This window comes from Erythrobacter sp. RANMB8 (assembly GCF_056848235.1).
In genome coordinates this window covers 379,258-403,523 of the sequence record NZ_JBREHG010000002.1, presented here as the reverse complement: position 1 = coordinate 403,523, position 24,266 = coordinate 379,258, and the positions used below count along the sequence as shown (strand labels likewise).

General features: G+C 66.5%; 25 protein-coding genes. 13 read left to right on the top strand and 12 right to left on the bottom strand.

Going from position 1 to position 24,266, the window contains the following annotated elements; translation table 11 throughout:
* Positions 1-5 precede the first annotated feature (5 nt).
* The 5 genes from ACU0AG_RS04995 to ACU0AG_RS04975 form a co-directional block, all read right to left on the bottom strand.
* Entirely contained in the window at positions 6-1,322 is a 1,317-nt protein-coding gene (locus ACU0AG_RS04995; protein ID WP_482781156.1) for a serine hydrolase, read from the bottom strand.
* Positions 1,323-1,371: 49 nt separating this feature from the next.
* Positions 1,372-1,947, bottom strand: coding sequence for a hypothetical protein (locus ACU0AG_RS04990; protein ID WP_482781155.1), 576 nt, complete (start codon positions 1,945-1,947; stop codon positions 1,372-1,374).
* Complete coding sequence (locus tag ACU0AG_RS04985; RefSeq protein ID WP_482781154.1) at positions 1,944-2,465, bottom strand: RNA polymerase sigma factor; 522 nt, start codon at positions 2,463-2,465, stop codon at positions 1,944-1,946. Before ACU0AG_RS04985 ends, ACU0AG_RS04990 begins: the two co-directional genes overlap by 4 nt.
* 76 nt (positions 2,466-2,541) lie before the next feature.
* Entirely contained in the window at positions 2,542-4,542 is a 2,001-nt protein-coding gene (gene parE / locus ACU0AG_RS04980) for a DNA topoisomerase IV subunit B (protein WP_482781153.1), read from the bottom strand.
* Between the two features lie 57 nt (positions 4,543-4,599).
* On the bottom strand, positions 4,600-5,802 hold the full coding sequence (locus ACU0AG_RS04975) for a penicillin-binding protein activator (RefSeq protein ID WP_482781152.1): 1,203 nt from the start codon (positions 5,800-5,802) through the stop codon (positions 4,600-4,602).
* Between the two features lie 42 nt (positions 5,803-5,844).
* Between ACU0AG_RS04975 and rsmI the strand changes: the two genes are divergently transcribed.
* From rsmI to ACU0AG_RS04955, 4 genes are read left to right on the top strand one after another with little or no spacing between them, the layout of a single operon-like run.
* On the top strand, positions 5,845-6,702 hold the full coding sequence (gene rsmI / locus ACU0AG_RS04970; protein WP_482781151.1) for a 16S rRNA (cytidine(1402)-2'-O)-methyltransferase: 858 nt from the start codon (positions 5,845-5,847) through the stop codon (positions 6,700-6,702).
* Positions 6,699-7,070: a YraN family protein gene (locus tag ACU0AG_RS04965; RefSeq protein WP_482781150.1), complete on the top strand. Its 372-nt coding sequence runs from the start codon at positions 6,699-6,701 to the stop codon at positions 7,068-7,070. Before rsmI ends, ACU0AG_RS04965 begins: the two co-directional genes overlap by 4 nt.
* Positions 7,071-7,092: 22 nt before the next feature.
* Entirely contained in the window at positions 7,093-8,061 is a 969-nt protein-coding gene (gene gshB / locus ACU0AG_RS04960) for a glutathione synthase (protein ID WP_482781398.1), read from the top strand.
* 25 nt (positions 8,062-8,086) lie between these two features.
* On the top strand, positions 8,087-8,704 hold the full coding sequence (locus tag ACU0AG_RS04955; RefSeq protein ID WP_482781149.1) for a DedA family protein: 618 nt from the start codon (positions 8,087-8,089) through the stop codon (positions 8,702-8,704).
* On the opposite strand, the gene ACU0AG_RS04950 is transcribed toward ACU0AG_RS04955, so the two are convergent.
* Both ACU0AG_RS04950 and hemW read right to left on the bottom strand, forming a co-directional pair.
* On the bottom strand, positions 8,701-9,591 hold the full coding sequence (locus tag ACU0AG_RS04950; protein ID WP_482781148.1) for a tyrosine recombinase XerC: 891 nt from the start codon (positions 9,589-9,591) through the stop codon (positions 8,701-8,703). The two genes, ACU0AG_RS04955 and ACU0AG_RS04950, sit on opposite strands and share 4 nt — an antisense overlap.
* Positions 9,588-10,751, bottom strand: coding sequence for a radical SAM family heme chaperone HemW (gene hemW, locus ACU0AG_RS04945; protein WP_482781147.1), 1,164 nt, complete (start codon positions 10,749-10,751; stop codon positions 9,588-9,590). Before hemW ends, ACU0AG_RS04950 begins: the two co-directional genes overlap by 4 nt.
* A gap of 105 nt (positions 10,752-10,856) precedes the next feature.
* Here hemW and ACU0AG_RS04940 point away from each other — a divergent pair, with 105 nt between their 5' ends.
* Entirely contained in the window at positions 10,857-11,360 is a 504-nt protein-coding gene (locus tag ACU0AG_RS04940) for a CAP domain-containing protein (RefSeq protein ID WP_482781146.1), read from the top strand.
* Positions 11,361-11,364: 4 nt separating this feature from the next.
* Here ACU0AG_RS04940 and rdgB read toward each other — a convergent pair whose 3' ends face one another.
* A complete protein-coding gene (gene rdgB / locus ACU0AG_RS04935; protein WP_482781145.1) occupies positions 11,365-11,991 on the bottom strand; it encodes an RdgB/HAM1 family non-canonical purine NTP pyrophosphatase in 627 nt (208 codons plus the stop codon).
* The gene (gene rph, locus ACU0AG_RS04930; protein WP_482781144.1) at positions 11,988-12,701 is read right to left on the bottom strand and encodes a ribonuclease PH; all 714 of its coding nucleotides are present in this window, start codon (positions 12,699-12,701) and stop codon (positions 11,988-11,990) included. Before rph ends, rdgB begins: the two co-directional genes overlap by 4 nt.
* A 78-nt stretch (positions 12,702-12,779) precedes the next feature.
* On the opposite strand from rph, the gene hrcA reads away from it, so the two are divergent.
* Together hrcA and ACU0AG_RS04920 are read left to right on the top strand one after the other, a co-directional pair.
* Entirely contained in the window at positions 12,780-13,823 is a 1,044-nt protein-coding gene (gene hrcA, locus ACU0AG_RS04925) for a heat-inducible transcriptional repressor HrcA (protein WP_482781143.1), read from the top strand.
* A 17-nt stretch (positions 13,824-13,840) separates the two neighbouring features.
* The gene (locus tag ACU0AG_RS04920) at positions 13,841-14,416 is read left to right on the top strand and encodes a nucleotide exchange factor GrpE (RefSeq protein ID WP_482781142.1); all 576 of its coding nucleotides are present in this window, start codon (positions 13,841-13,843) and stop codon (positions 14,414-14,416) included.
* On the opposite strand, the gene ACU0AG_RS04915 is transcribed toward ACU0AG_RS04920, so the two are convergent.
* Together ACU0AG_RS04915 and ACU0AG_RS04910 are read right to left on the bottom strand one after the other, a co-directional pair.
* The gene (locus ACU0AG_RS04915; RefSeq protein WP_482781141.1) at positions 14,413-14,829 is read right to left on the bottom strand and encodes a vgr related protein; all 417 of its coding nucleotides are present in this window, start codon (positions 14,827-14,829) and stop codon (positions 14,413-14,415) included. The genes ACU0AG_RS04920 and ACU0AG_RS04915 overlap by 4 nt on opposite strands.
* A 113-nt stretch (positions 14,830-14,942) precedes the next feature.
* Entirely contained in the window at positions 14,943-15,428 is a 486-nt protein-coding gene (locus ACU0AG_RS04910; RefSeq protein ID WP_482781140.1) for a copper chaperone PCu(A)C, read from the bottom strand.
* A gap of 168 nt (positions 15,429-15,596) precedes the next feature.
* Here ACU0AG_RS04910 and dnaK point away from each other — a divergent pair, with 168 nt between their 5' ends.
* The 3 genes from dnaK (at position 15,597) to ACU0AG_RS04895 (ending at position 19,430) form a co-directional block, all read left to right on the top strand.
* The gene (gene dnaK, locus ACU0AG_RS04905) at positions 15,597-17,516 is read left to right on the top strand and encodes a molecular chaperone DnaK (RefSeq protein WP_482781139.1); all 1,920 of its coding nucleotides are present in this window, start codon (positions 15,597-15,599) and stop codon (positions 17,514-17,516) included.
* Positions 17,517-17,644: 128 nt separating this feature from the next.
* Positions 17,645-18,796 (top strand): molecular chaperone DnaJ, encoded by a 1,152-nt coding sequence (dnaJ, locus tag ACU0AG_RS04900; RefSeq protein ID WP_482781138.1) that lies wholly within the window; start codon positions 17,645-17,647, stop codon positions 18,794-18,796.
* A gap of 10 nt (positions 18,797-18,806) precedes the next feature.
* Entirely contained in the window at positions 18,807-19,430 is a 624-nt protein-coding gene (locus ACU0AG_RS04895; protein ID WP_482781137.1) for a DUF6445 family protein, read from the top strand.
* A gap of 27 nt (positions 19,431-19,457) precedes the next feature.
* Here the strand turns inward: ACU0AG_RS04895 and ACU0AG_RS04890 are convergent, their stop codons facing one another.
* Complete coding sequence (locus ACU0AG_RS04890; protein ID WP_482781136.1) at positions 19,458-21,773, bottom strand: patatin-like protein; 2,316 nt, start codon at positions 21,771-21,773, stop codon at positions 19,458-19,460.
* A gap of 73 nt (positions 21,774-21,846) precedes the next feature.
* On the opposite strand from ACU0AG_RS04890, the gene radA reads away from it, so the two are divergent.
* The 3 genes from radA to ACU0AG_RS04875 are packed head-to-tail and all read left to right on the top strand — an operon-like array spanning position 21,847 to position 24,212.
* On the top strand, positions 21,847-23,214 hold the full coding sequence (gene radA / locus ACU0AG_RS04885) for a DNA repair protein RadA (RefSeq protein ID WP_482781135.1): 1,368 nt from the start codon (positions 21,847-21,849) through the stop codon (positions 23,212-23,214).
* An 11-nt stretch (positions 23,215-23,225) separates the two neighbouring features.
* Entirely contained in the window at positions 23,226-23,771 is a 546-nt protein-coding gene (locus ACU0AG_RS04880) for a CvpA family protein (protein WP_482781134.1), read from the top strand.
* An 18-nt stretch (positions 23,772-23,789) separates the two neighbouring features.
* The gene (locus ACU0AG_RS04875; protein ID WP_482781133.1) at positions 23,790-24,212 is read left to right on the top strand and encodes an iron-sulfur cluster assembly scaffold protein; all 423 of its coding nucleotides are present in this window, start codon (positions 23,790-23,792) and stop codon (positions 24,210-24,212) included.
* Positions 24,213-24,266 lie beyond the last annotated feature (54 nt).

Here is a 24,266-nt window from a genome sequence, read left to right as displayed (position 1 = left end):
GCAAATCAGCGGGGCAGCAGCAGGATGCGCTGGGCGATGGCCTCCAGCTTGCCTTCATCCAGCACCGCCGCCGGATTGTTCCAGCCCAGCGTCAGGATGTGATCGCGCCCGGCGGTGTCGGTCAAAAGCCAGGTGAGGTTCATCACCCCCGGCTCGCTGCCGCCCTTGAAGCCGATGTAGCGCCACTTCGCTTTGATCGCTGCTGTGGCCGAAGGGTTGATCGCCATGATGTCGAACACCTTCGGATCGGCGGTGCGGCGCATATGGGCGAAGAGTTTGCGCAAGTCCGCGGGAGAGGCGAACCATTCGATGTCGATCGCCTTGGGCCCGGACGCAAAGGCAGCGTTGACCTCGTCGAGCGAGGGGTTGGCGACTTCCATCAGCACCTCGGCAGCGGTGATCGCATCGCTCGTGCGGCTGCGCCAGCGGTCGAGGAAGGCCGGGTCCATGGTCTTGAGCACGAACAGCTCGCGGGTGGTGAGGAAGGGATCATTGGCCGCCGGATTGCTGTGGCCGCTATCCTTCATCAGCTTCAGGATGCGCTTGCGGCCCAGCGTGGCGATCAGCTGGTCGGTCGCGGTGTTGTCGCTGATCGACATCATCAGGCTGGCGAGCGTGTGGAGCGTCAGCGGCGCCCCCTTGGGCCAGTCCTGCAAGCGCCCGCTGGGGTAGCTTTTCTCGGTCAGCGGCACGACGTCGGTCCACTTGCGGCGGCCTGCCTTCACATCCTCGGCCAGCGCGGCAAGAACATAGAGCTTGAAGGTCGATCCCAGCGCGAGGCGCGTGTCGGCGGCGATGCTGATGGCGGGCGCGCTGCCATCCAGCGGGCCGAACCATGCGTTGACGCTGCCGGGCAGGGCGGCAAGATCGGCGCTGATCGCCTCCGCCGTGTCGCCCGCCACGGCCACGGCATCGACCGAGGTGAAGCGCAGTTCGTTGATGCGGTTGTCCTCGGCCGGATCGATCGCGATCCCGCCCTTGGCCAGCCCGCGCTCGAAGCGGATTTCCAGCGCGGCGCGGGTGCCATCGCGCGGGGCAAGCAGCGCGACTTCGAGAGCGGGGCCGAACTGCGCGGTCAGGCTGGCGCTGAGCGCCTTGATCTGCGCATCGGCCACCGCGGCGCGAAAGGCGTTGGTGAAGATATCCTCCGGCGCCGCCTTGCCATTGAGCAGCGCCACCACCTCAAGGCTGCGCGCCTCCAGCACGGTCGGCGCCTCGGCCACAGCGGGTACGGGCTCCTGCGCGGCCAGTGGAACATTGAACGCCGGAGCAAAAGCGAGCGCCAGCACGGCCAGCGGCGCGGTCAGGAATGAAAATTGCATCGGGTGTCCTCCGGCAAATCGTCACAACGGGACTAGCGGATCGCGGCGGTTATGCCAGCCTGTCGAGCGCATCGAGCTTGCGCTTCAGCCCGCGCGCCCCGAAGAGGTTGAGCAAGGCAATCACGGCGAAGATGCCGAAAGTTATCGCGGCAGGCTGGGCAATTCCGGTGAGCGCCGTGCGCCAGCCCGCATTCTCGGCCACACCAGCGGCCACGCCGAGATAAAGCAGCGTGCAGCCGGGGATCAGCGGTCCGACATACCACGCCGGAACCGCACGCAGTGCCGCGTATTGCCGGGCATACTGGCGGCGCAGATGCACAAGGCAGGGTTCTTCCGGCAGGCGTTCGACATTGCTGGCGCGCCGGTGCAGATTGCGCAGGATCACCAGCGAGCCGCCGACGATCAACGCCAGCGCGGCGGCGATCAGCCATTCGCCCTTGACGGCGGCACCGACAGCGGAACTGCCGAACAACGCGATCACTAGCACGCCGGCAGCATATTCGATGCCGTTGCGGATCCGGATCCGGCGGGCAAAGCGGTCTGCCTGGCGCGAACATTCGGCAGGGGCCGTGAAGGCAGCATCGGGCGCGGTATCGCACCATCGGGGCAGCGGGGGGGTGGTCATGGGGTTTCTCCTGTGTCGGGGAATTGGAAATGGCTCGCCAGCAGCGCCTTGATCCGGTGCACCCGGACATTGACAGCGCCTGTCGATAGCCCGGTGACTTCGGCAATCACGGCGGCGCTCTCGCCTTCGAGCCACAGCACGATCACCTGCATATCGATTGCCGGAAGGCGGCGGATGAGCTCGGCCACCTGCGCCAGCACCAGCGCCTCGCCGGCCTCGGCCTCGATGTTGGCGGGTGACGGCAGTGCCTCGATGTCCTCCAGCGGCACCCGCTTCGGGCCGCGCGCCGCCCGTGCGACATGATCGGCGGCGACATTGTGCGCGACGCGGTAAACCCAGGTCTTGAGGCTGCATTGCCCCGCGAAGCGCGCAAGGCTGGACCACAGCGCGCAATGCATTTCTTGTTCGAGATCGCGGGCCTTGTCCGCATCGCGCTCGACCGAGCGGGCGAGGCGCGCAAGCGCGGGGGCGAATTGTTCGCCTGCCTGCCTGTAGAGCTGTTCGATCGCGCCGGTCATGCCCCTTTAGTCGCTGCCGGCGCAGATTGCTTACACAGCGACCGCGATTTTCCGTCCGCCCCCGCCGGAGCGCGGATCAGGCATCAATCAGATCGCGGTCCACTTCGCCCGCGCGGTTCTGGATGAAGTTGAAGCGGTGTTCGGGGTTGCGGCCCATCAGCTCGTCCACCAGACGGGCAACGCCGGCGCGGTCTTCGTATTCTTGCGGCAGCGTGATGCGGATCAGCCCGCGGGTTTCGGGGGCCATGGTGGTTTCGCGCAATTGCTGCGGGTTCATCTCGCCAAGGCCCTTGAACCGGCTGACTTCGACCTTCTTGCCCTTGAACACGGTCGATTCCAGTTCGGCGCGGTGGGCATCGTCGCGGGCGTAGCGGCTCTCCTTGCCCGCAGTCAGCCGGTAGAGCGGCGGCTGGGCAAGGAACAGGTGGCCGCGCCGCACGATGTCGGGCATTTCCTGAAAGAAGAAGGTCATCAGCAGCGTGGCGATATGCGCGCCGTCCACGTCTGCGTCGGTCATGATGATGATCCGGTCATAACGCAGATTGTCGGCGTTGCAGTCCTTGCGGGTGCCGCAGCCCAATGCCAGCGCGAGGTCGGCGATTTCGCTGTTGGCGCGGATCTTGTCGGCGGTGGCGGATGCGACATTTAGGATCTTGCCGCGGATGGGGAGGATCGCCTGGCTCTTGCGGTCACGCGCCTGCTTGGCGCTGCCGCCCGCACTGTCACCTTCGACGATGAACAGTTCGGTCTCGCGCCCGCCTTCGCCGCTGCAATCGGTGAGCTTGCCGGGCAGGCGCAGCTTCTTGGCGTTGGTGGCGCTCTTGCGCTTGATCTCGCGCTCCTGCTTCCGCTTGAGGCGCTCGTCCATGCGCTCCATCACCTCGCCGAGCAGCGCCTTGCCGCGCTCCATATTGTCGGTGAGGAAGTGGTCGAAATGGTCGCGCATCGCGTTTTCGACCAGACGCGCCGCTTCGGGCGAGGTCAGGCGGTCCTTGGTCTGCGACTGGAACTGCGGATCGCGGATGAAGACCGAAAGCATCACCTCCGCGCCGGTCATCACATCGTCGGCGGTGATATCCTTGGCCTTCTTCGCGCCCACCAGCTCGCCGAAAGCGCGCAGGGCGCGGGTGAGCGCGGTGCGCAGGCCCTGTTCATGCGTCCCGCCATCGGGCGTCGGCACGGTGTTGCAGTACCAGCTGGTCGAGCCGTCGGAATAGAGCGGCCAAGCGATCGCCCATTCGGCGCGGCCTTGCCCCACGCCATCGACCGCCGGAAACTCCTGCGAGCCGGTAAAGGGCTGCGCCGTTACGCATTCGCGCCCGCCGATCTGTTCGGCGAGGTGATCAGCGAGGCCGCCGGGGAACTTGAAGGTCGCCTCGGCCGGCACCTCCTCGCTCGCCAGCGAGGGCGCGCATTTCCAGCGGATTTCGACCCCTGCGAACAGATAGGCCTTGGAACGAGCCAGCTTGAACAGGCGCTTAGGGTTGAACTTGCGGTCACCGAAGATTTCGGGATCGGGGATGAAGCTGACCGTGGTGCCGCGCCGGTTGGGCGTGGGGCCAAGGGTCTGGATCGGGCCGAGGGTTACGCCGCGCGCGAATTCCTGCGCGTAAAGCTGCTTGTCACGCGCCACCTCGACCCGCGTGTGGACCGAGAGCGCATTGACCACGCTGATGCCGACCCCGTGCAGACCGCCGCTGGTGGCATAGGCCTTCCCTGAAAACTTGCCGCCCGAGTGGAGCGTCGAAAGGATCACCTCCAGCGTGGATTTGCCGGGGAACTTGGGGTGTTCGTCCACCGGAATGCCGCGGCCATTATCGGCAATCGACAGCCGCCCTTCCTCGTCGAGACGCATCTCGATCCGCGTCGCATGGCCGGCCACCGCCTCGTCCATCGCGTTGTCGAGCACTTCGGCGGCGAGGTGATGGAAGGCGCGGTCATCCGTCCCGCCGATATACATCCCCGGGCGGCGGCGCACCGGCTCCAGCCCTTCGAGCACCTCGATGGCAGAGGCGTTGTAATCGCCGCTGGAGGTGGGGGTGTTGGCGAACAGATCGTCGGGGGTGGTGTCGGACATGGGACGGACTATAGGCCCGCCCCGCGCCGCGTCACAAGCGCGCCCGCATTGTTTTACTCAGCGCGTAAAGCCGGTTGGTGCCGGATCGACCGCGATCACCTCGCCGCCGCGCACCGCGCGCACTTCCAGCGCGCGCTCGGCGATCCCGTTGCGGCCGAACCGGAACGGACCATCCACGCCAAGGAACCCGCCGCTGTCATACAGCTCGCCCTTGGGGAAGGGGCTGCCCACCTTCCAGTCGCGCGCGATCCGCAGCGTCAGCAGCACGGCATCATAGCCCAGCGTCGCCACGCGGTAAGGCTGCGCGCCGAACCGGGCTTCGTAGCTTTCGGCAAAGCGCTTGTAACGCTGGTCGGAAACGGCGGCGAACAGCGCGCCTTCCATCGATTTTGCGCGGGTGAGGGCAGCGTCGCCGCTCCACAATTCGGTGCCGAGGATGCGGGCGCGGGTGCGGGCGCCGCGGTTGAGTTCGTCACTCGCCTCGATGCCCAGCCTTGCGCTGTCGGCGATCAGCACGGTGTCGTAGCCGCCGGCAGCGCGCAGGCGGCTCGCCGCGCTGACGATCGAGGTGTTGCCGCGCGCATAGGTCTCGCGCCGCGCCAGAGCGCCGCCGAAATCGCGCAGGGCATTGTCGAGCGCCGTGGCGGCCCGGGTGCCATAATCGCCTTCGGGCAGCAGCGCGGCAAAGCGGTTTGCGCCCTTGCTGCGGGCAAATTGCACCGAACGCCGGATCGATTGTTCGGGGCTGTGGCCCATCACGAACACATCGGGGCTGGCAACCGAGGTATCGTTGGAAAACGCGATCACCGGCACCCCTGCCGCACGCGCGGCGGCCTGCACCGCAGGCACGGCATCGGCGGTCAGCGGGCCGAGGATCAGCTTGTTACCATCCGCAATCGCCTGCCGCGCCGCGCCCTGCACACCGGTTGTGGTGTCATAGGTGGTGATGCGCAGGTTTTCCGCATTGGTATCGATCAGCGCCATGGTGGTGGCATTGGCAATCGCCTGACCGACCGCTGCCGTCTCGCCGTTGAGCGGCACCAGCAGCGCGATGCGGTGGCGGCCGGTATCGGTGGGGAGCGCGGTCGCCGAAGGTTCGGGCGCAGGCGCGGGCGGCGCGGTGGCGACATCGGTCTTGGGGATCACCTGACAGCCCGCCGCCAGCATGGCTGCCCCTGCCAGTGCCACATGGCGCGGGCGCAGCGCGCCTTCCATGCGGGCCAGCCATCCTGCCCAAAACGGCGTTCCTGTGCGCTTCATCCTTGCCGACCCCTCACTGCTGCTTCATGGCTTGCGACAGCCATGCCGACCGAGCTTCCATCCGTCCCGTCCAGAAGTCTCTCGCCCGGACTCTATATCGTTGCCACCCCGATTGGCAACTTGGGCGACATGACCCTGCGCGCCATCGAGGTGCTGGGCGGCGCGGCGCTGGTCGCTTGCGAGGATACGCGGGTCACCGGCAAGCTGTTGAAACATTTCGGGATCAAGGCGCGACTCCAGCGACTCGACGATCATGCGCCGCCGGACGTGCGGGCGCGGGTGATCGACGAGGCGAGGCATTGCGCGGTTGCGCTGGTGAGCGATGCGGGAACGCCGCTGATCTCCGATCCCGGCTATCGACTGGTGCGCGAGGCCCGCGAACGCGGCGTCACCGTGACCAGCATTCCGGGCGCCTGCGCCGCGGTTTCCGCGCTCGCCATCGCCGGCCTGCCGAGCGACCGCTTCCTGTTTGCAGGCTTTCTGCCGGTGAAGGACAAGGCGCGGCGCGCGGTGCTGGAGGATGTCGGCAAGGTTGCCGCCAGCCTTGTGTTCTATGAAACCGCCCCGCGGCTCGAACGCTCGCTGCGCGCCATTGCCGAACTCTGGCCGGCCCGCGAGGTTGCCGTGGCGCGCGAGCTGACCAAGCTGCACGAGGAATGCCGCAGCGGCACCGCCACAGCGCTCGCCGACCATTACGCCGCGCATCCGCCCAAGGGGGAGATCGTGCTGGTCATCGCTCCGCCCGCCGGGGAAGAGGCGGAGGTGGCCGATCCCGACAGCCTGCTGCGCGCCGCGCTCGCCGATGCAGGGCCGGGCAAGGCGGCGGGGATCGTCGCCAAGGCCACCGGCCTCGACCGGGCGACGCTTTATGCCCGCGCTTTGGAGCTGAAGGGCCAGTGACCCGCTCAACCCCCGAACGGCGCGAGGCCGACCAGCGCGGGCGCGAGGGCGAGGCGGCTGCGGCGATGTGGCTCGCCGCGCAGGGCTGGCAGGTGGTCGCCGAAAGGGTCAAGACCAAGGCGGGCGAGATCGACCTTGTCATCCGCAAGCCCGGCCTTGTCGCCTTTGTCGAGGTCAAATGGCGCGCCCGCGCTGCGGCGCTGGCCGATGCCATCGACGAAAAGCGCCTGACGCGGGTGGCCAGGGCCGCCGAACTCGTCGCGCCCGATTACGCCAGAGAGGGCGAGGATATCCGCATCGACGTGATCCTGCTTGCACCGGGCCGCAAGCCCGACCACATCGAGAACGCGTGGATGCCGTTTTCATAGTCCAGCACAACGGAAGTCAATGATGTCGCTCAGAATCGCCGTCCAGATGGACCCCATCGACCGGATCAACATCGCCGGGGATTCGTCCTTCGCGCTGATGCTGGCTGCGCAGGCGCGGGGGTATTCGGTCTATGAATACCACGTCGAAAGCCTCACGCTGGACGAGGATGACCGGCTGTTCGCCCATGCCTTTCCGGTCACGGTGCAGCGGGTCGCAGGCGATCACTTCCGGCGCGGGGAGAAGGTGCGGATCGATCTGGGCCGCGATGTCGATGTGGTGCTGATGCGGCAGGACCCGCCGTTCCACATGGGCTACATCACCGCCACCCACATGCTCGAACGCATCGGGGCCGAAACGCTGGTGGTCAATGATCCCGCCAATGTCCGCAACTCGCCGGAAAAGGTGATGGTGCTGAACTACCGGCACTTCATGCCCCCGACGCTGGTGACGCGCTCGGTCGAGGAAGTGCGGCGCTTCATGGACAAGCATGGCGCGATCGTGGTCAAGCCGATCCACGGCAATGGCGGCAAGGCGATCTTCCGCATCGGCGAGAACGGCGAAAACCTCACCGCGCTGTTCGAGGTGTTCAACCAGACCTGGCCCGAACCGCACATGGTCCAGCCCTTCCTCCCCGAGGTCGCGCAAGGCGACAAGCGCATCGTGCTGGTCGATGGCGAAGTGGCCGGCGCGATCAACCGCATTCCGGGCGAGGGCGAGTTCCGGTCGAACCTCGCGATGGGCGGATCGGCGCAGGCGACGGACTTGACGACACGCGAGGCGGAAATCTGCGCCGCGCTCGGCCCGGACCTCAAGCGCCTCGGCCTCACTTTCGTGGGCATCGACGTGATCGGCGGTAAGTGGCTGACCGAGATCAACGTCACCTCGCCCACCGGCATCGTTGCCATCGACCGCTTCAACAATACCGATACAGCCGCGATGATCTGGGATGCGATCGAGCGGCGGCTGGCCGAACGCCGCGCCGCGGCCTGATCTCTCCCGCACGGATAATGACACAATGACCGATACCCTGATCGATCTGGTCGAGGCCTGGGGCTACCTTGGCGTTGCGATCGCGATGTTCCTCGAAAACGTGTTTCCGCCGATCCCTTCTGAGGTGATCATGGGGCTGACCGGCATGGCCGTGGCCGACGGCAAGCTCGACTTTGCCGGAGCCGTCGCCGCCGGAACGCTGGGCGCGGTGCTGGGCAACTGGGTATGGTACTGGATCGGGCGGGTGGTCGGATATGAACGTTTCCGCCCGCTGATCGACCGCTTCGGCCGCTGGCTGACGCTCGACTGGGCCGAGGTCGAGAAGATCGTCGGCATCTTCAAGCGGTTCGACAGCGCGATCGTGTTCTGGGCGCGGTTCCTGCCGCAGGTGCGCACCATGATCTCGCTGCCTGCGGGGATGCTGATCATGTCGCAGCTGCGGTTCCTGATGTGGACGCTGTTGGGGACCGGCATCTGGAATTCGGTGCTGATCGGCGCGGGCTACATCCTGCGCAACGAATTCAGCCAGTTCGACGATTATTACGGCTGGGTCGCGGTGGTGATGATCGCGGGCGTGGTGGCGCTTTACCTCTACCGCGTGGTGACATGGAAACCCGCCGCTGTGCGTGAGGAGCAGCCTTAACCTCTGGGATGCGCCTTGCGGTAATTCTCCAGCAGGCTGGCGGCATCGACGCGGGTGTAGATCTGGGTCGATCCCAGCGAGGCGTGGCCGAGCAGCTCTTGCAAGGAGCGCAAATCCGCCCCCGCGCCCAGCAGATGCGTGGCGAAGGAGTGGCGCAGCGCGTGCGGGGTCGCCGTGTCGGGCAGGCCGAGCGCGCGGCGCGCCTGCGCCATGGCCTTCTGCACCATCCCCGGAGACAGCGGCCCGCCTTTCGCGCCGCGAAACAGCGGCTCGCCATCGCCGAGCGGCCATGGGCACAGCCGCACATATTCCGCCACTGCCGCGCGGGTGACCGGTAGCACCGGCACCACCCGCTGCTTGCCGCCCTTGCCGGTCACTTGCAGCACCTCTCCCGGCATCCGTTCACGCCCTGTCAGCGACAGCGCCTCGGCGATGCGCAGGCCCGATCCATACATCAAGAGAAGTACCGCCCGGTCGCGCGCGCCGGTCCAGTCGGTGCTGGCAAGGCCATCGACCAGTTCGGCGATGTTCACCGCCTCATCCGGCGTGACCGGGCGGGGCAGGCCTTTCTTCAGACGCGGGCCGCGCAGGCGGGGCGGGGCGGGGTCGGGATCGCCGCTCTGCTGGCGGGCAAAGGCGATGAAGCCCTTGAGCGCCGACAATTCGCGTGCGGCGCTGGCATTGCCCAATCCTTCGGCACGGCGCCGCGCAAGGTGGCTGCGCAGATGGTGGGTTTCGGTGCGGGCGATGTCTGCCCAGTTTTCGGGCATGATACTGCTGCACAGATTTTCGGCAGCGGAAACATAGGCGCGCACGGTGTGGGGCGAGCGGCGACGATTATTGGCCAGATGGGCGCGCCATGCCGCGATCAGCGCCGCAGCGCTCATGCCGCCACCAGCCTGTCGGCGACAATCTCTGCCAGCAGCGCATCGAGCACGCCGCGGCCCTCTGGCGCCACCCCGATCCGCTCACCCGCCTGCCACACCAGCCCGAGCGTCGTCAGGCGGGCGAGGGCGGCCTCATCCACCAGCCCATCGCGCGGCAGGCCGAAGCGTTCGCCCATGGCGGCAAGGTCCACCCCCTCGGCAAGGCGCAGACCCATCAGCAGCGCCTCTGCCGCCTGATCGGCCACGGCCAGCGGCCGCGCCTCGGCAATGCCATGGCCTTGCGCCGCCACAGCCTTCAGGAAATTCTCCGGCTTCTTGTGCCGCACCGTCGCCACCCCGCCGCGCCGCCCGTGCGCGCCGGGGCCGATCCCGGCATAATCCTGATAGCGCCAATAGACGAGATTGTGCCGGCTTTCCTCTCCGGCGCGGGCGTGGTTGCTCGTTTCGTAGGCAGGCAGGCCCGCTGCGGTGGTCAGTTCCTGCGTGATGTCGAAAAGTTGGGCAGCGGCGTCATCATCGAGGGGAGTAAGCCGCCCGCGCCGCACGTCGCTGGCAAAGCGGGTGCCGGGTTCGATGGTTAGCTGGTAGAGCGACAGGTGCCCGGTGCCCAGTGACAGGGCACGGGTCAGCCGGTCGTGCCACAGCTCGGGCGTATGGCCGGGCAGGGCATAGATCATGTCGAAACTGACCCGCCCGAAATGCCGCTGCGCCGTGTCGAGCGCCGCCAGCGCCTCGTCAGCCCCGTGCAGCCGCCCGAGGAAACGCAATTCCGCATCGTCGAGCGATTGCACGCCCAGCGACACGCGGTTCACGCCTGCGCCCGCCAGCGCGGCAAAGTTTGCGGCCTCGACCGATGAGGGATTGGCCTCCAGCGTGATTTCAATGGCAGGATCGAACCCCCACAGGGCTTCAGACTCGGCCAGCAGCGCGGCGACGAGGGCGGGGGGCATCAGCGAGGGCGTGCCGCCGCCGAAGAAGATGGAAGTCAGCGCCGCTCCGCCCGCCACCTCGGCCTCGGCGCGCATGTCGGCGATCAGCGCGGCCTGCCAGGCGGCGACATCGACCCCGTCGCGCACGTGCGAGTTGAAGTCGCAATAGGGGCACTTCTTCGCGCAGAACGGCCAGTGGATGTAAAGCGCGCGCGCCGTGGAGGGGACCAAGGGGGGAATTTTCAGCCTCGCTTAATCGTTGGGGGATAGTTCGATGCCATGCGGAGTTCCTCGATCATGCCCCTTGCCGCCCGCCTTTCGGTCCTTGCCCTCTTTATGGCAGCCGCGCCAGCCACCCCGCAAGACCAGCGCCCGCTGTTTCCGGCGGAGCAGGAATGGCTTTCCGAACACAATGCCGCCCGCGCCGATGTGGGCCTGGGCCCGCTGCGCTGGAATCATGATCTGCGCCGGGCGGCTGCGCAATGGGCCGAAACCCTCGCCCGTCGCGGCGATTTCCGCCACGATCCCGATCTGCGGATGCTGAGCCATGGCGAAAACCTGTGGAAGGGCACCCGCGAACGCCACGCGCCGTGGGAGATGATCGATCTGTTCGTTGCCGAACAGCGCCATTTCCGTCCCGGGGTCTTTCCCGATGTCTCGGCCACGGGCCGGTGGAGCGATGTCGGGCACTATACCCAGATCATCTGGCCCGAAACCCGCGAAGTGGGCTGCGCCACCGCGGTCAATGCGCGGCATGAGGTGCTGGTGTGCCGCTATTTTCCGGCAGGCAACATCATGGGCTACCGCCTCGATCCGGCAGAGCGGCTGTCGCGGCGCTAGCGGCTCACCCGAACTGTTCGGCCACCAGCTTCGCAAAGGCATCGGCCCGGTGGCTGATGGCGTGCTTTTCTGCTGGCGGGATTTCCGCAAAGGTCAGCGTGGCTCCGGTCGGCACGAACACTGGATCATAGCCGAAGCCCAGCGTCCCGCGCGGGGGCCATGTCAGCGATCCGTCGCAGCGGCCTTCGTAAATCGCGTATTCCCCGTCGGGCCATGCCAGTGCCAGCACGCAGTGGAAGGCGGCCGAACGGTCAGCGCCTGCGCCCTTGTCGGCGAGCATCCCTTCAACCTTGCCCATCGCCATGTACCAGTCGCGCCCCGGAGCGCCCTCGAACCACTGCCGCTCGGCCCAGTCGGCGGTGTAAACGCCGGGGCGACCATCAAGTGCCGCGACGCTAAGGCCGCTGTCATCCGCCAGCGCCGCCAGCCCCGAAGCCTCCGCCGCCGCCCGCGCCTTGATCAGCGCGTTCTGGGCAAAGGTGGTGCCGGTTTCGGCAGGCTCCGGCAGGCCGAGCGATCCGGCAGAGATGCACGTGACCCCGTAGGGATCGAGCAGCGCCGAAATTTCCTTCAGCTTGCCCGCATTGTGCGTGGCAATCACGAGGCTGCCGGAGCCGAGCCTTCTGGTCACTTCACCGCGTCCAGCTGCGCCGCGAAGATGCGGTCGGCGCCGATCCGGGCGAGGCGCAGCAGGCGCAGCAGGCCTTCCTCGTCATAGGTCGCGCCCTCGGCGGTGGCCTGCACTTCGGCGATCTTGCCGCCCGAAAGCAGTACGAAATTGCCATCGGCCTCGGCGTTCGAATCCTCGTCATAATCGAGGTCGAGCACCGGCGTGCCCTTGTAGATGCCGCAGGAAATGCCCGCGACCTGCGCGGAAATCGGATCGTGCTTGATGTCGCCCGATGCCATCAGGCCGTTCACGGCAAGCCGCAGCGCGATCCACGCGCCGGAAATCGCCGCCGTGCGCGTGCCGCCATCGGCCTGAAGCACGTCACAATCGAGCGTGATCTGCCGCTCGCCGAGTTTTTGCAAATCTACAACGGCGCGCAAAGAACGCCCGATAAGCCGCTGGATTTCCTGAGTACGGCCCGATTGCTTGCCCTTGGCAGCCTCGCGGGCGCCGCGGGTATGGGTGGCGCGGGGGAGCATCGAATATTCGCCCGTCACCCAGCCTTCGCCCTTGCCCCGCAGCCACGGCGGCACGCCCTTTTCCACGCTCGCGGTGCACAGCACCCTGGTATCGCCGAAGCCGATCAGCACCGATCCTTCGGCGTGGCGGGTGAAACCGGTTTCGATGGTGATGGCGCGCATTTCGTCGGGCGCGCGTCCTGAAGGGCGCATGGGGTGTCCTTTTATGAGTGCGGGGCCATTAGGCGCGGGCCACTTGTCGCGGCAAGCGCAAAGACTAAGATTGCGCCCATGGCCTCGCTTCCCGTTACCGAACTGACCCAGCGCGCCCGCGACATTTTCCAGCGGGTGGTCGAGGAATATATCGCCAGCGGGCAGCCGGTCGGCTCCAAGACGCTGGCGGCGGACGGCACGCTCAACCTCTCGCCGGCTTCGATCCGTTCGGTTCTGGCCGATCTGGAGACCGCCGGCCTGCTCGCTGCGCCCCATACCAGCGCGGGGCGGATGCCGACCGATGCGGGCCTCAGGATTTTCGTCGACGGCATGATGCGCGTGGCCGAGCCGACGCGCGAGGAACAGGCCGCGATCGAAGCGCGGCTGGCCGAGGCCGGACCGGTCGAGGCGGCGCTGAAACAGGCGAGCGCGATTCTCTCCGATCTTTCGGGCGCCGCAGGCATGGTGCTGGTCGCGCCGCGCGAACAGCGGCTGGCACAGTTCTCCCTCGTCGATCTGGGACAGGGGCGGGCGCTCGCTGTTCTGGTGGGCGAGGACGGGGGCGTGGAGAACCGCGTGCTCGACATCGGCGGCGCGATCAGCGCAGGCGCGCTTGACCGGGCGAGCAATTACATCACCGCCCGCCTCGCCGGCCGCACGCTGGCCGAAGCCGCACAGGCGATGCGCAGCGAAATCAACGCGGGCCGCTCGCAGCTCGATGCTGCAAGCCGCGATCTGGTCGAGCGCGGGCTTGCGGTTTGGAGCGAGGATGCCGCCGCGCGCCCCGTGCTGATCGTGCGCGGCGCGGCCAACCTGCTCGACGAGGCAGCGCTCGGCGATATCGAGCGGGTGCGGATGCTGCTTGAGGATCTTGAAAACAAGCAGTCGGTGGCCGAGCTGCTGGATTCGGCGCGCGAGGCCGATGCGACGCGCATTTTCATCGGCTCGGAAAACCGCCTGTTCGCGCTTTCCGGCTCCTCTGTCATCGCCTCGCCCTATCGCGATCGCGAGGGGCGGGTCGTCGGCGTGCTGGGTGTGATCGGCCCGACGCGGTTGAATTACGCGCGGGTTGTCCCCATGGTGGATCTGACAGCCCGTTCGCTGGGCAAGCTCATCGCTTGAATGGAAAGCCACACAACATGACTGGTAACGACAAGCCGCTCGATCAGGCGGCGGAAGACGAATTGAAGGGCGTGCCCGAAGACCTGCGCGAAGGCGGCGCCACCGCAGGCGAAGACGCCATGGCCGAAGCGCTCGAATCGCTGCGGCGCGATCTGGAAGCGGCCAAGCAGGATGTGCTCTACGCGCAGGCCGAAACCCAGAACGTGCGCCGCCGGCTGGAGCGCGAGAAGGACGAGGCCCGCGCCTACGCCGCGACCGGCTTTGCCCGCGATATCCTGAGCGTGGCCGACAACCTGTCGCGCGCCATCGATGCCATCCCGCAATCCCTGCGCGAAGATGACAGCATGAAGGGCCTCGTCTTCGGGATCGAGGCGACCCAGCGCGAGCTGGAAAAGGTGTTCGCCAGCCACGGCATCACCCGCATCGCCGCCGTTGGCCTGCCGCTCGACCCGAACCAGCATCAGGCGATGCTCGAAGTGCCGACCAATGATCAGGAGCCGGGCACCGTCGTGTCGGAGATGCAGGCCGGCTGGATGATCAAGGACCGCCTGCTGCGCGCTGCGATGGTGGCGGTGGCCAAGAAGCCGGACTAGGCAGCATCAAACGGCAAGATCGCGGCATATGTCGCAACGGGCGGGGCGCCTGGAACACTGGCGCCCTGCCGCAGCAGGAAGGCGTGACGCACGATCTCGGCCTGCTGCTCGATCCCGTATTGCGCCAGCATCCAGCCCGGCTTGATCGCGTAGTCATAGCGGCACAGCGGGTGGCGGCGCAGGACCAGATACCAGCGGCCCAATGTCTGCGCCTGCCACACATGCACCATTTCATGGATGAAATGCGCCTGATGGTGCAGCGGCGCTGCGGCGAAATCCTCGCAATAATGCGCGGCCTGCGGGTGAAAGTGCAGGTGGCCCATCGGCGCCATCGTCACCCCGCGCGGGTGGAACGGGAAGAATTTCCGGCGCCGGATCCGCACCGCGCCGTAATCGATCGCATCGCCGAACATGCTGCGGGCCAGCGCGATTTCGCCCGGCGACAGCGGGCGCTCCCCGCCGACCGGGCAGGCGGGCAGCGCGGGCGTTGCCGCCTCTGCTGCATCCAGCCCGGTCAGCGGCGCGTTCAGCGGTCGTCCCCGGCGGCGCGCACTGCGGCGGCGACGGTCTGGCTGGTGCCATCGGAAAGGATCACGGTGACATTGACCGTGCCGCCCGGCTGCCAATCGGAAGAAGGCTCCATCGCCATCACGTGCAGCCCGCCGGGGGCAAAGGTCACGGTCGCGCCATCGGCAAGGGCAACCGGTCCGGGATCGGACATGGTCATCACCCCGTCCTTTTCGGCCATTTCGTGGATCATCGCCATGCCCGCCCCTTCGATATCGACATCGGCGAGGGTTACGTCCCCTTTTCCGCTGTAGGAAAGATCGAAATAGACCGCTGCCGGATTGCCGCTGACAGGGGCGAGCACCAGCCTGGCATTGGCGATGGTCAGCCCCGCGCTTGCCTGCGTCTGATCTGCCGGAGCCTCTGCCTCGCCCGCACAGGCGGAAAGCGTCAGCAGGGTGGTTGCCCCGATGATGGCAAGGGCGGCGTGTCTGATGGTGTGCACTTTGAATTGTCTCCGTCTGGAATGGGCCGAAAACTAGGGTGCGGCGTCTCTTGTGCCAAGCAAAACCGCACCTATATCGCGCTCACAATCGAGCTGCCCAAGCGCTTTGCCTCTTGCGGGAAGCGCAGCCGGGCGGTGTCCAACAATGTCCTAATGGATGGGGTAATCATGGGTAAAGTAATCGGTATCGACCTCGGCACCACCAACTCCTGCGTTGCTGTCATGGATGGCGGCAAGCCCAAGGTGATCGAAAATTCCGAAGGCGCGCGCACCACGCCTTCGATCGTGGCCTTCACCAAGGATGGCCAGCGCCTGATCGGCCAGCCTGCCAAGCGTCAGGCGGTGACCAATCCCGACAACACCCTGTTCGCGATCAAGCGCCTGATCGGTCGCCGGTTCGAAGACCCGCTGACCAAGAAGGACATGGAGCTGGTCCCCTACAAGATCACCAAGGGCAAGAACGGCGATGCGTGGGTGAACGCCGGCGGCGAGGATTACAGCCCGTCGCAGGTTTCCGCCTTCATTCTCCAGAAGATGAAGGAAACCGCCGAGAGCTATCTCGGCGAAACCGTGACGCAGGCCGTGATCACCGTGCCCGCCTATTTCAACGACGCCCAGCGTCAGGCAACCAAGGATGCCGGCCAGATCGCCGGCCTCGAAGTGCTGCGCATCATCAACGAGCCGACCGCGGCCGCACTCGCCTATGGCATGGACAAGGACGACGGCAAGACCATCGCCGTTTATGACCTTGGCGGCGGCACCTTCGACGTTTCGATCCTCGAAATCGGCGACGGCGTGTTCGAAGTGAAGTCGACCAACGGCGACACCTTCCTCGGCGGTGAAGACTTCGACAACGCGATTGTCGAGTTCCTCGCGGACTCCTTCAAGAAGAAGGAGGGCATGGACCTCAAGACCGACAAGCTCGCCTTGCAGCGTCTGAAGGAAGCGGCGGAAAAGGCCAAGATCGAGCTTTCGAGCGCGGCGACCACCGAAATCAACCTGCCCTTCATCACCGCCCGCATGGAAGGCGGCAGCACCACTCCGCTGCATCTGGTGGAAACGATCACCCGCGCCGATCTTGAAAAGATGGTCGACGGGCTGATCCAGCGCACGCTCGATCCGTGCAAGAAGGCGCTGGCCGATGCCGGCATCACCAAGGATCAGGTCGACGAGGTGATCCTTGTCGGCGGGATGACCCGCATGCCGCGCGTGCGCGAAGTGGTGGAACAGTTCTTCGGTGCCAAGCCGCACACCGGCGTCAACCCCGATGAAGTCGTCGCCATGGGCGCGGCCATTCAGGCGGGCGTGCTGCAGGGCGATGTCAAGGACGTGCTGCTGCTCGACGTGACCCCGCTTTCGCTCGGCATCGAGACGCTGGGCGGCGTGTTCACCCGCATGATCGATCGCAACACCACCATCCCGACCAAGAAGACCCAGACCTACTCCACCGCCGAAGACAACCAGAACGCGGTGACGATCAAGGTCTATCAGGGCGAGCGCGAGATGGCGGCGGACAACAAGCTGCTCGGCAATTTCGACCTGATCGGCATTCCCCCCGCACCGCGCGGCGTGCCGCAGATCGAAGTGACCTTCGACATCGACGCCAACGGCATTGTCTCGGTGGCGGCGAAGGACAAGGGCACCGGCAAGGAGCAGACGATCAAGATCCAGGCTTCGGGCGGTCTTTCGGATGCCGACATCGACCAGATGGTGAAGGACGCCGAACGCTTCGCCGAGGAAGACAAGAAGCGCCGGGCTGCCGCCGAAGCGCGCAATCAGGCCGACAGTCTGGTGCACGCGACCGAAAAGCAGCTTGAGGAGCACGGGTCGAAGATCGACGCGGCCACCAAGACCGAGGTCGAGGAAGCCATCGCGGCGGTCAAGACCGCGCTCGAAGGCGGCGATGCCGATGACATCAATGCCAAGGCGCAGGCGCTGACCCAGTCGGCGATGAAGATGGGCCAGCAGATCTACGAACAGCAGCAGGCTGCCGGCCCGGACGGCGAGGCTGCGGCGGCGGAAGAGGCTCCGGCCGAAGACGTCGTCGATGCCGAGTTCTCCGAGGTCGACGAAGACAAGAAGGGCTAAGCGATTAACCTGAATACCACCGCGTCATTCCCGCGCAGGCGGGAATCCAGCTAGGCTTCAGCCACCCGGCAAGTGAAGCTGGACCCCCGCCCGGGCGGGGGTGACGGGTGGGTTAGGAAGGCTGAATAATGGCTACCCAGACCGACTATTACGCCACGCTGGAATGTGCCCGCGATGCCGATGGCGCCACGCTCAAAAGCGCCTATCGCAAGCTTGCGATGAAGTTCCATCCGGACCGCAATCCGGGCGATGCGAGCGCCGAAGCCAAGTTCAAGGCGATCAACGAAGCCTACGACTGCCTCAAGGACCCGCAAAAGCGCGCGGCCTATGACCGCTATGGCCACGAAGCCTTCACGCAAGGGATGAACGGCGGCGGCGGTGGCGGGCCGTTCGGCGGCGGCTTTGGCGGCGGGCGCGGCGATTTTGCCGATATCGGCGACATCTTCGAAACCATCTTCGGCGGCGCATTCGGCGGCGGTGGCGCGCAGCGCCAGCAGAACCGTCGCGGGGCCGACCTGCGCTACGACATGCAGGTGTCGCTCGAAGAGGCGTTCCACGGCAAATCCACCGAAATCGAGATCGAAGTCTCGCAAGCCTGCGACACCTGCGACGGATCGGGCGCAACCCCCGGCACATCGGAACGCACCTGCAACCTGTGCAACGGCATGGGTTCTGTGCGCGCCAAGCAGGGGCTGTTCGTGATCGAGCGGCCATGCCCCACATGCAGCGGGCGCGGCAGCGTGATCGAAAGCCCGTGCCGTTCGTGCCGCGGGGAAGGGCGGGTCGACAAGGCGCAGACGCTCAAGGTCGATATTCCCGCCGGCGTCGATACCGGCACCCGCATCCGTCTGTCCGGCAAGGGCGAGGCGGGGCAACGCGGCGCGCCTCCGGGCGATCTCTACATCTTTCTCCACGTCAAACCCCATGCGGTGTTCGAACGCGAGGGCACCACGCTGGCCACCCGCATTCCGGTGAGTTTCACCACCGCGGCGCTGGGCGGCTGTGTCGAGATTCCCGATCTCGATGGCTCGACCAACCGGCTCGATATTCCCGCCGGGATCCAGTCGGGCAAGCAGTTGCGCATTCGCGGCGCGGGGATGCCCGTGCTGCAAGGGCGTGGGCGCGGCGATCTGGTGGTGGAGATTGCGGTCGAAACCCCGACCAAGCTGACCCGCCGCCAGAAAGAGCTGCTGGAGGAGTTCAAGGCCACCGAAACCGGTGACGAATGCCCCGAAAGCCGCGGCTTTTTCGACAAGCTGAAAGACGTGTTCGGGGGCTGAGGGCTGCACCGTGCTGCCCTCACTCCTGATCGTTGACGATTTCCTGAAGGACCCTTGGGCGGCGCGCCGCGCGGCGCTGGCACTGGACTATGATCCAGCGCACCAGAACGGCAATTTTCCGGGGCGCAATTCGTTGTCTGCGCTCGATACGGCGGGGATCGACGCTGCCGTGTCACGGCTGCTCGGTCTTAGGCTTGGCCCCGCGCGCGGCACGCAGCACGGCCACTGCCGCCTGACGCGCAAGGGCGACAAGGGGCGCAGCGGGGTGCATATCGATCCGGCGGCCTATTCGGGCATCCTCTACCTCTCGCGGCCAGAGGATTGCGCGCTGCCGCAAGCGGGCGGCACCGATTTCTTCCGCCACAAGCGCACAGGCCTCGAAGCCGTACCGCAAGACCCGGCGAAGATCGCGGCCACGGGCTATGCCGATGTGAACGCGCTGGTCGAGGATGTGGTGAACAAGGACACCACGCAGCCCGCCAAGTGGGAACGCACCCTGCGCGTGCCCGCCCGCTTCAACCGGTTGCTGCTGTTTTCCCCCTGGCAATTCCACAATGCCGCGCCCGGCTTCGGCACCACGCCAGAGGATGCGCGGCTGGTGATGCTGCTGTTTTTCGGGATAGTCACAAACTGACTACGCCCGGCACGAACGGACGTGTTCTCAACCCATCCGCTCGTAAACCTCGCTGCGGATCTGGTCGATCAACCCGCGCTGGCAGCGACCGGCGATCTCCTCTTCCTCCAGCACGGCGAGGAACACCGCACGCTTGGCAGAACGCAGCGTCTGCTCGGCCACCCCGCCGCTGACAGTCGAGGCGACAAGGTCGATCATCCGCTCGGCCCCGTGCAGCCGCCCCCACAGGTAATCGTTCTCGCGGTAATCGCGGCTGAAGAAGGCGCCGAAATTGTAGAACTCGATCCCGCGCAAGGTTGCCGCGGTGCCGCCCTCGCGGATGCTGCGGGCATCGTCGGGCGAGATGCGGTCGATCTTGACGGGGTTGAATTCATCCAGCCCCTCGCGCCGCGACAGGGGCAGGGTGGCGACATCGTAGAACGGGAAGCCCAGATAGGTCAGCAGCATCCGCCGCTTGAGGTTTTTGGGCATGTCCTCCAGCATGTCGATCAGCAGTTCTTCGGCGGCCAGATCGGTTGCGGGCAAGAGGCGCTCCGCCGCAAGAAAATCGAGCACCGCGCCGGGGTTCTCAACGCCCTTTGCCGCGATCGCCTGAAAGCGCGGCGAGCGAAGCACATCCTCGTCGGCGCGGTAATAGAGCGCGAGAATGCCGTAGAGCCGGTCCCGCGCCCGGTCGAGCGCATCGTCGGAGATATCGGGATCAAGCTCCCAGTCGCGGGACAGCTTGCGCGCCAGCAATTGCAGGCGGCGGATGCGGAAGCCCGTATCGTGGGCGCGAAAGAAGGCGATGGCGCCGGCATTGGCCCCACCATGGGCGTCGGTCAGCCGGTCGATGCCGCGCGCAGCAAGTTCGCGGCGCAGAGCTTCGAACAGCGGCGCCGGATCGCTCTCCCGCATGCCTGCCGCCCGCAATGTCAGCCGCGCCAGCGCGTCGAGAATGCCGTCCCGCTTGGTCGAGGCATAGGCGCCGAAGGCATAACCCGCCCGCTCGGCCGCCGCCTGCTGGGCCTTGGCCCGCCATCCGGCGAGCCGTTTGGGCGTGGGCCGGTCGAGCAGGAAGGTGAAGCCGAACAGCTTTTCCACCGCCCGGTCTATATCGGGTTGCAGGTCCATCACGATCCGCTTGAGCCGCGCCGCGTCGCGCGATTGCAGGGCGATCCGTTCCAGATCGTCGCGGATCGGCTGTTCACGCGGGATGGTCGAAAGCGAACCGAAAATCGCGCCGAAAAAGCCCACGGTGCGGGTGCGGGTGCCGGGGGCTGGGCCGCCACCGTCGGGACGCGGATCGAGATAGACGAACCGCCGGTCAACCTCGCGCTGGCCGGGGCGGCCATGCAAGGCCGAAAGCGCCGCGCCGAACGGGGCGTTGACCAGCACCGCGCCGTCGATCAGCGATACCTCGTCGATCGTTCCGCGCTGCGCATGGACCGGCATGATGCGGCTGAGGAACGCCCCGCGCGAGGCCCAGTGGTGCCGCTGTTCGGCCGCCAGCGCGTCAATCTCGGCCACGACGAGCGGGGGGAAGGCACCGGGAAAACTCGCGGTCGCCCGCGCTGCCAGCACCAGTTCGAGCCGGTCGCCGATGCCCGCCGCCGGATCATCCCCGACCCGCGCGCGGAAACAGATCGGCAGGCGGTGTTCGGTCTCCTCCACCTGCGGCGGGGAATTGAGGCGCAGGGTTTCGGCATGGCCGCGGAAATCGGTAGCGGTGACCACCAGATCGACCGGATAGCCCGGCGGCAACAGCGGCTCGCCATCGCCCTCGGCGGCCATGCGTGTCAGGGCTTCGTAGAGCATCCCCGAAAAGCGGCTGCCCGAAAAGGGCGGCGCAAACCAGCGGCCGCGCACGAAGCGGGAAACCTTGTGGCGCACTTCCTTGCGGGTTTCGGGGGAGACGGTCGCGCTCACCGCATTGCCGGGGCGGCGCAGGAACCATTCGGCAATCGGCTGGGCCCAGAACTTGGCAAAGCGCCACACGGGTTCGGCATCGGGATCGGTCAGCTTGCTGACATCGGCGTTGGTCAGCCACAGATCGGTCAGCGGTTCGAGACTGTGCCCGCTATGGATCGCCTGCGCCAGAAACACCGCATTGATTCCGCCCGCGCTCGCCCCGGTGAGGATATCGGGCAGCACCCGCAGGCGCAGGCCGTGATCGCGTTCGATCAGCCCGAGAAAATCGCGATAGGCCGCCGCCGCGCCGTCCAGCGGGGTCGCGGCAGGGTGGTGGAAGGCACGGCTGGCGCGGGCAAGGTGCCACACCTCCTTGGTGATGCCGTGCATGTAAACCGCCAGGCTGACCCCGCCGTAACATACCAGAGCAAGGCGCAATTCCTTTTGCCGCATGGCAAGTGTCTAGCGGGGAGAACACACGCAATGCAATTGCGTTCTTTATCTGTTCTCGATAAGGCAGCGAGCTATGGCAAAAACCAAGCGTCGCTATGTGTGTCAGGAATGCGGTTCGGTCTCCCACCGCTGGCAGGGCCAATGCGCCGACTGCGGGCAGTGGAACACCCTTGTCGAGGATGTGCCGGCCACGGTGTTCTCGCAGAAGCATGATCTGTCACGCGGCGGACGGGAGGTGGCGTTCGAACCGCTCAATGCGCCGTCGCAGCTGCCGGTGCGCAAGTCCACCGGCCTTGCCGAATTCGACCGTGCGCTGGGCGGCGGGCTGGTGCCGGGCAGCGCGGTGTTGCTGGGCGGCGATCCCGGCATCGGCAAATCCACGCTGCTGCTCCAGACCGCGGCGACGATTGCGCGGGGCGGAAACGATGTCGTCTATGTCAGCGGTGAGGAAGCCGCCGGTCAGGTTCGCTTGCGGGCATCGCGCATGGGCGTGGCCGACGCGCCGATCCGGCTCGCCTCGGAAACCTCGGTCCGCGATATTCTCACCACGCTAGGGCAGGGCGATCCGCCCGCATTGCTGGTCATCGATTCGATCCAGACGATGCATTCCGACACCATCGAAGGCGCGCCCGGCACGGTTTCGCAGGTCCGCGGCTGCGCGCTGGAACTGATCCGCTACGCCAAGGAAAGCGGCTGTGCGCTGGTGCTGGTGGGGCATGTCACCAAGGACGGCACGATCGCCGGCCCCCGCGTGCTCGAACACATGGTCGATGTGGTGATGAGTTTCGAGGGGGAACGCTCGCACCAGTATCGCATCCTGCGCGCGCTCAAGAACCGTTTCGGCGCGGTGGACGAAATCGGCGTGTTCGCGATGGCTTCCGAAGGGTTGGAGGAGGTTGCCAATCCCTCGCTGCTATTCCTTTCGGGGCGGGAGACGCCGCTGGCGGGCAGCGCGGTGTTCCCCGCGCTGGAAGGCACGCGGCCGGTGCTGGTGGAGATCCAGGCGCTGATCGTGCGCCTGCAATCGGGCGCAACTCCCCGACGGGCGGTGGTGGGGTGGGACAGCGGGCGGCTGGCGATGCTGCTCGCCGTGCTCGAATCGCGCTGCGGGCTGAATTTCTCCTCGGCCGAAGTCTATCTCAACATTGCGGGCGGTTACCGCCTGACCGATCCTGCGGCGGACCTTGCGGTGGCCGCCGCGCTGGTTTCCGCGCTTGCCGACCGGCCCTTGCCCGACAAGGCGGCATGGTTCGGCGAGATCAGCCTTGCCGGCGAAATCCGCCCCGTCGCCCATGCCCCGCTGCGCCTGCGCGAGGCGGCAAAGCTCGGCTTTGCGCGCTGCTATGGCCCCGCTGGCGCGGCAAGCGGATCGCAAGAGGCGGATTATCGCGGACTTACCGCACTTGCGAACCTCGTTGACCAGGTGATGGGCAGCGCATAATCACTGGCTTCATGGCCGGTCTCGATTTCCTCATCCTCATCATCGTCGGCGTTGCTGCCGTCGGCGGGTTCATGCGCGGACTGGTGCAGGAGGTGCTTTCGCTCGCCTCATGGGTGATGGCGGCCTTCGCGCTCCATTTCATGCATCCCTATCTGACCGAGGCATTGCGCAACCTCTACAATGCCGAACCGGCGACCCCGCTGCTGGGCTTCGTGCTGCTGCTGCTGATCCCCTATGCGGCGATGAAGGTGATTACCGGCAATGCGAGCGAGGCTTCGGATGGCGCCATTCTCGGCCCGATCGACCGCGTGCTCGGCTTCGGGTTCGGCGCGCTCAAGGGCGTGCTGATCGCGGTGTTCGCGTTCTCGCTGCTGGTCATGGGGTTCGACGACAGCTGGGGTTACAAGGGCCGCCCGACATGGATCACCACGGCGCGCACCTATGCTGCCGCCGACAGCTTTTCGCGCCAGCTGGTGCCGATGATCGCGGTCCGCCGTGACCAGCTGCGCCGCGAAACCGAACTGCAGGAAGCCGCGGCCGCCAAGGCTGCGCGCTGACCGCCTGTGACTGCGCGCGTGTCGTCCAAACTCTACACGCCCGAACTTCTGGGACTGGCAACGGGACTGGCAGCTTTCCCGCTCACCGACGACCTGCCGCTCAGGGCCGAAGCGCGCTCGCGCACCTGCGGCAGCGCGATTTCGCTCGGCCTCGCGCTGGATGACGACGGCCTTGTTTCGCACATCGGCATGACAGTCAAAGCCTGCGCCATCGGACAGGCCTCGGCAGCGCTGATGGCGCAGTCGATCAGAGGGGATATTCCGGGCAATATCCGCCTGACGGCCAAAGGACTCGCCGCATGGCTGGCAGGCGAGGGCGAACTTCCCGCATGGCCGGGCATCGCGGCGCTGGCACCGGCGCGCGATCATCCCGGTCGTCACGGCGCGCTGCTATTGCCGTGGAATGCCGCGTGCGAGGCGCTTTCAACCGTCGCCGCCTGACGCTAGGGACATCGATCAAGAGGTCGCCCGCTGGGGCCAAGGGGATACAGGGAT

What these genes read in the sequence shown, in the direction of transcription:
- ACU0AG_RS04995 (WP_482781156.1), bottom strand. Translation starts at nt 1,322, where the DNA reads ATGCAATTTTCATTCCTGACCGCGCCGCTGGCCGTGCTGGCGCTCGCT.
- ACU0AG_RS04990 (WP_482781155.1), bottom strand. Translation starts at nt 1,947, where the DNA reads ATGACCACCCCCCCGCTGCCCCGATGGTGCGATACCGCGCCCGATGCT.
- ACU0AG_RS04985 (WP_482781154.1), bottom strand. Translation starts at nt 2,465, where the DNA reads ATGACCGGCGCGATCGAACAGCTCTACAGGCAGGCAGGCGAACAATTC.
- parE (WP_482781153.1), bottom strand. Translation starts at nt 4,542, where the DNA reads ATGTCCGACACCACCCCCGACGATCTGTTCGCCAACACCCCCACCTCC.
- ACU0AG_RS04975 (WP_482781152.1), bottom strand. Translation starts at nt 5,802, where the DNA reads ATGAAGCGCACAGGAACGCCGTTTTGGGCAGGATGGCTGGCCCGCATG.
- rsmI (WP_482781151.1), top strand. Translation starts at nt 5,845, where the DNA reads ATGCCGACCGAGCTTCCATCCGTCCCGTCCAGAAGTCTCTCGCCCGGA.
- gshB (WP_482781398.1), top strand. Translation starts at nt 7,093, where the DNA reads ATGTCGCTCAGAATCGCCGTCCAGATGGACCCCATCGACCGGATCAAC.
- ACU0AG_RS04955 (WP_482781149.1), top strand. Translation starts at nt 8,087, where the DNA reads ATGACCGATACCCTGATCGATCTGGTCGAGGCCTGGGGCTACCTTGGC.
- ACU0AG_RS04950 (WP_482781148.1), bottom strand. Translation starts at nt 9,591, where the DNA reads ATGAGCGCTGCGGCGCTGATCGCGGCATGGCGCGCCCATCTGGCCAAT.
- ACU0AG_RS04940 (WP_482781146.1), top strand. Translation starts at nt 10,857, where the DNA reads ATGGCAGCCGCGCCAGCCACCCCGCAAGACCAGCGCCCGCTGTTTCCG.
- rph (WP_482781144.1), bottom strand. Translation starts at nt 12,701, where the DNA reads ATGCGCCCTTCAGGACGCGCGCCCGACGAAATGCGCGCCATCACCATC.
- hrcA (WP_482781143.1), top strand. Translation starts at nt 12,780, where the DNA reads ATGGCCTCGCTTCCCGTTACCGAACTGACCCAGCGCGCCCGCGACATT.
- ACU0AG_RS04920 (WP_482781142.1), top strand. Translation starts at nt 13,841, where the DNA reads ATGACTGGTAACGACAAGCCGCTCGATCAGGCGGCGGAAGACGAATTG.
- ACU0AG_RS04915 (WP_482781141.1), bottom strand. Translation starts at nt 14,829, where the DNA reads ATGTTCGGCGATGCGATCGATTACGGCGCGGTGCGGATCCGGCGCCGG.
- dnaK (WP_482781139.1), top strand. Translation starts at nt 15,597, where the DNA reads ATGGGTAAAGTAATCGGTATCGACCTCGGCACCACCAACTCCTGCGTT.
- dnaJ (WP_482781138.1), top strand. Translation starts at nt 17,645, where the DNA reads ATGGCTACCCAGACCGACTATTACGCCACGCTGGAATGTGCCCGCGAT.
- ACU0AG_RS04890 (WP_482781136.1), bottom strand. Translation starts at nt 21,773, where the DNA reads ATGCGGCAAAAGGAATTGCGCCTTGCTCTGGTATGTTACGGCGGGGTC.
- radA (WP_482781135.1), top strand. Translation starts at nt 21,847, where the DNA reads ATGGCAAAAACCAAGCGTCGCTATGTGTGTCAGGAATGCGGTTCGGTC.
- ACU0AG_RS04880 (WP_482781134.1), top strand. Translation starts at nt 23,226, where the DNA reads ATGGCCGGTCTCGATTTCCTCATCCTCATCATCGTCGGCGTTGCTGCC.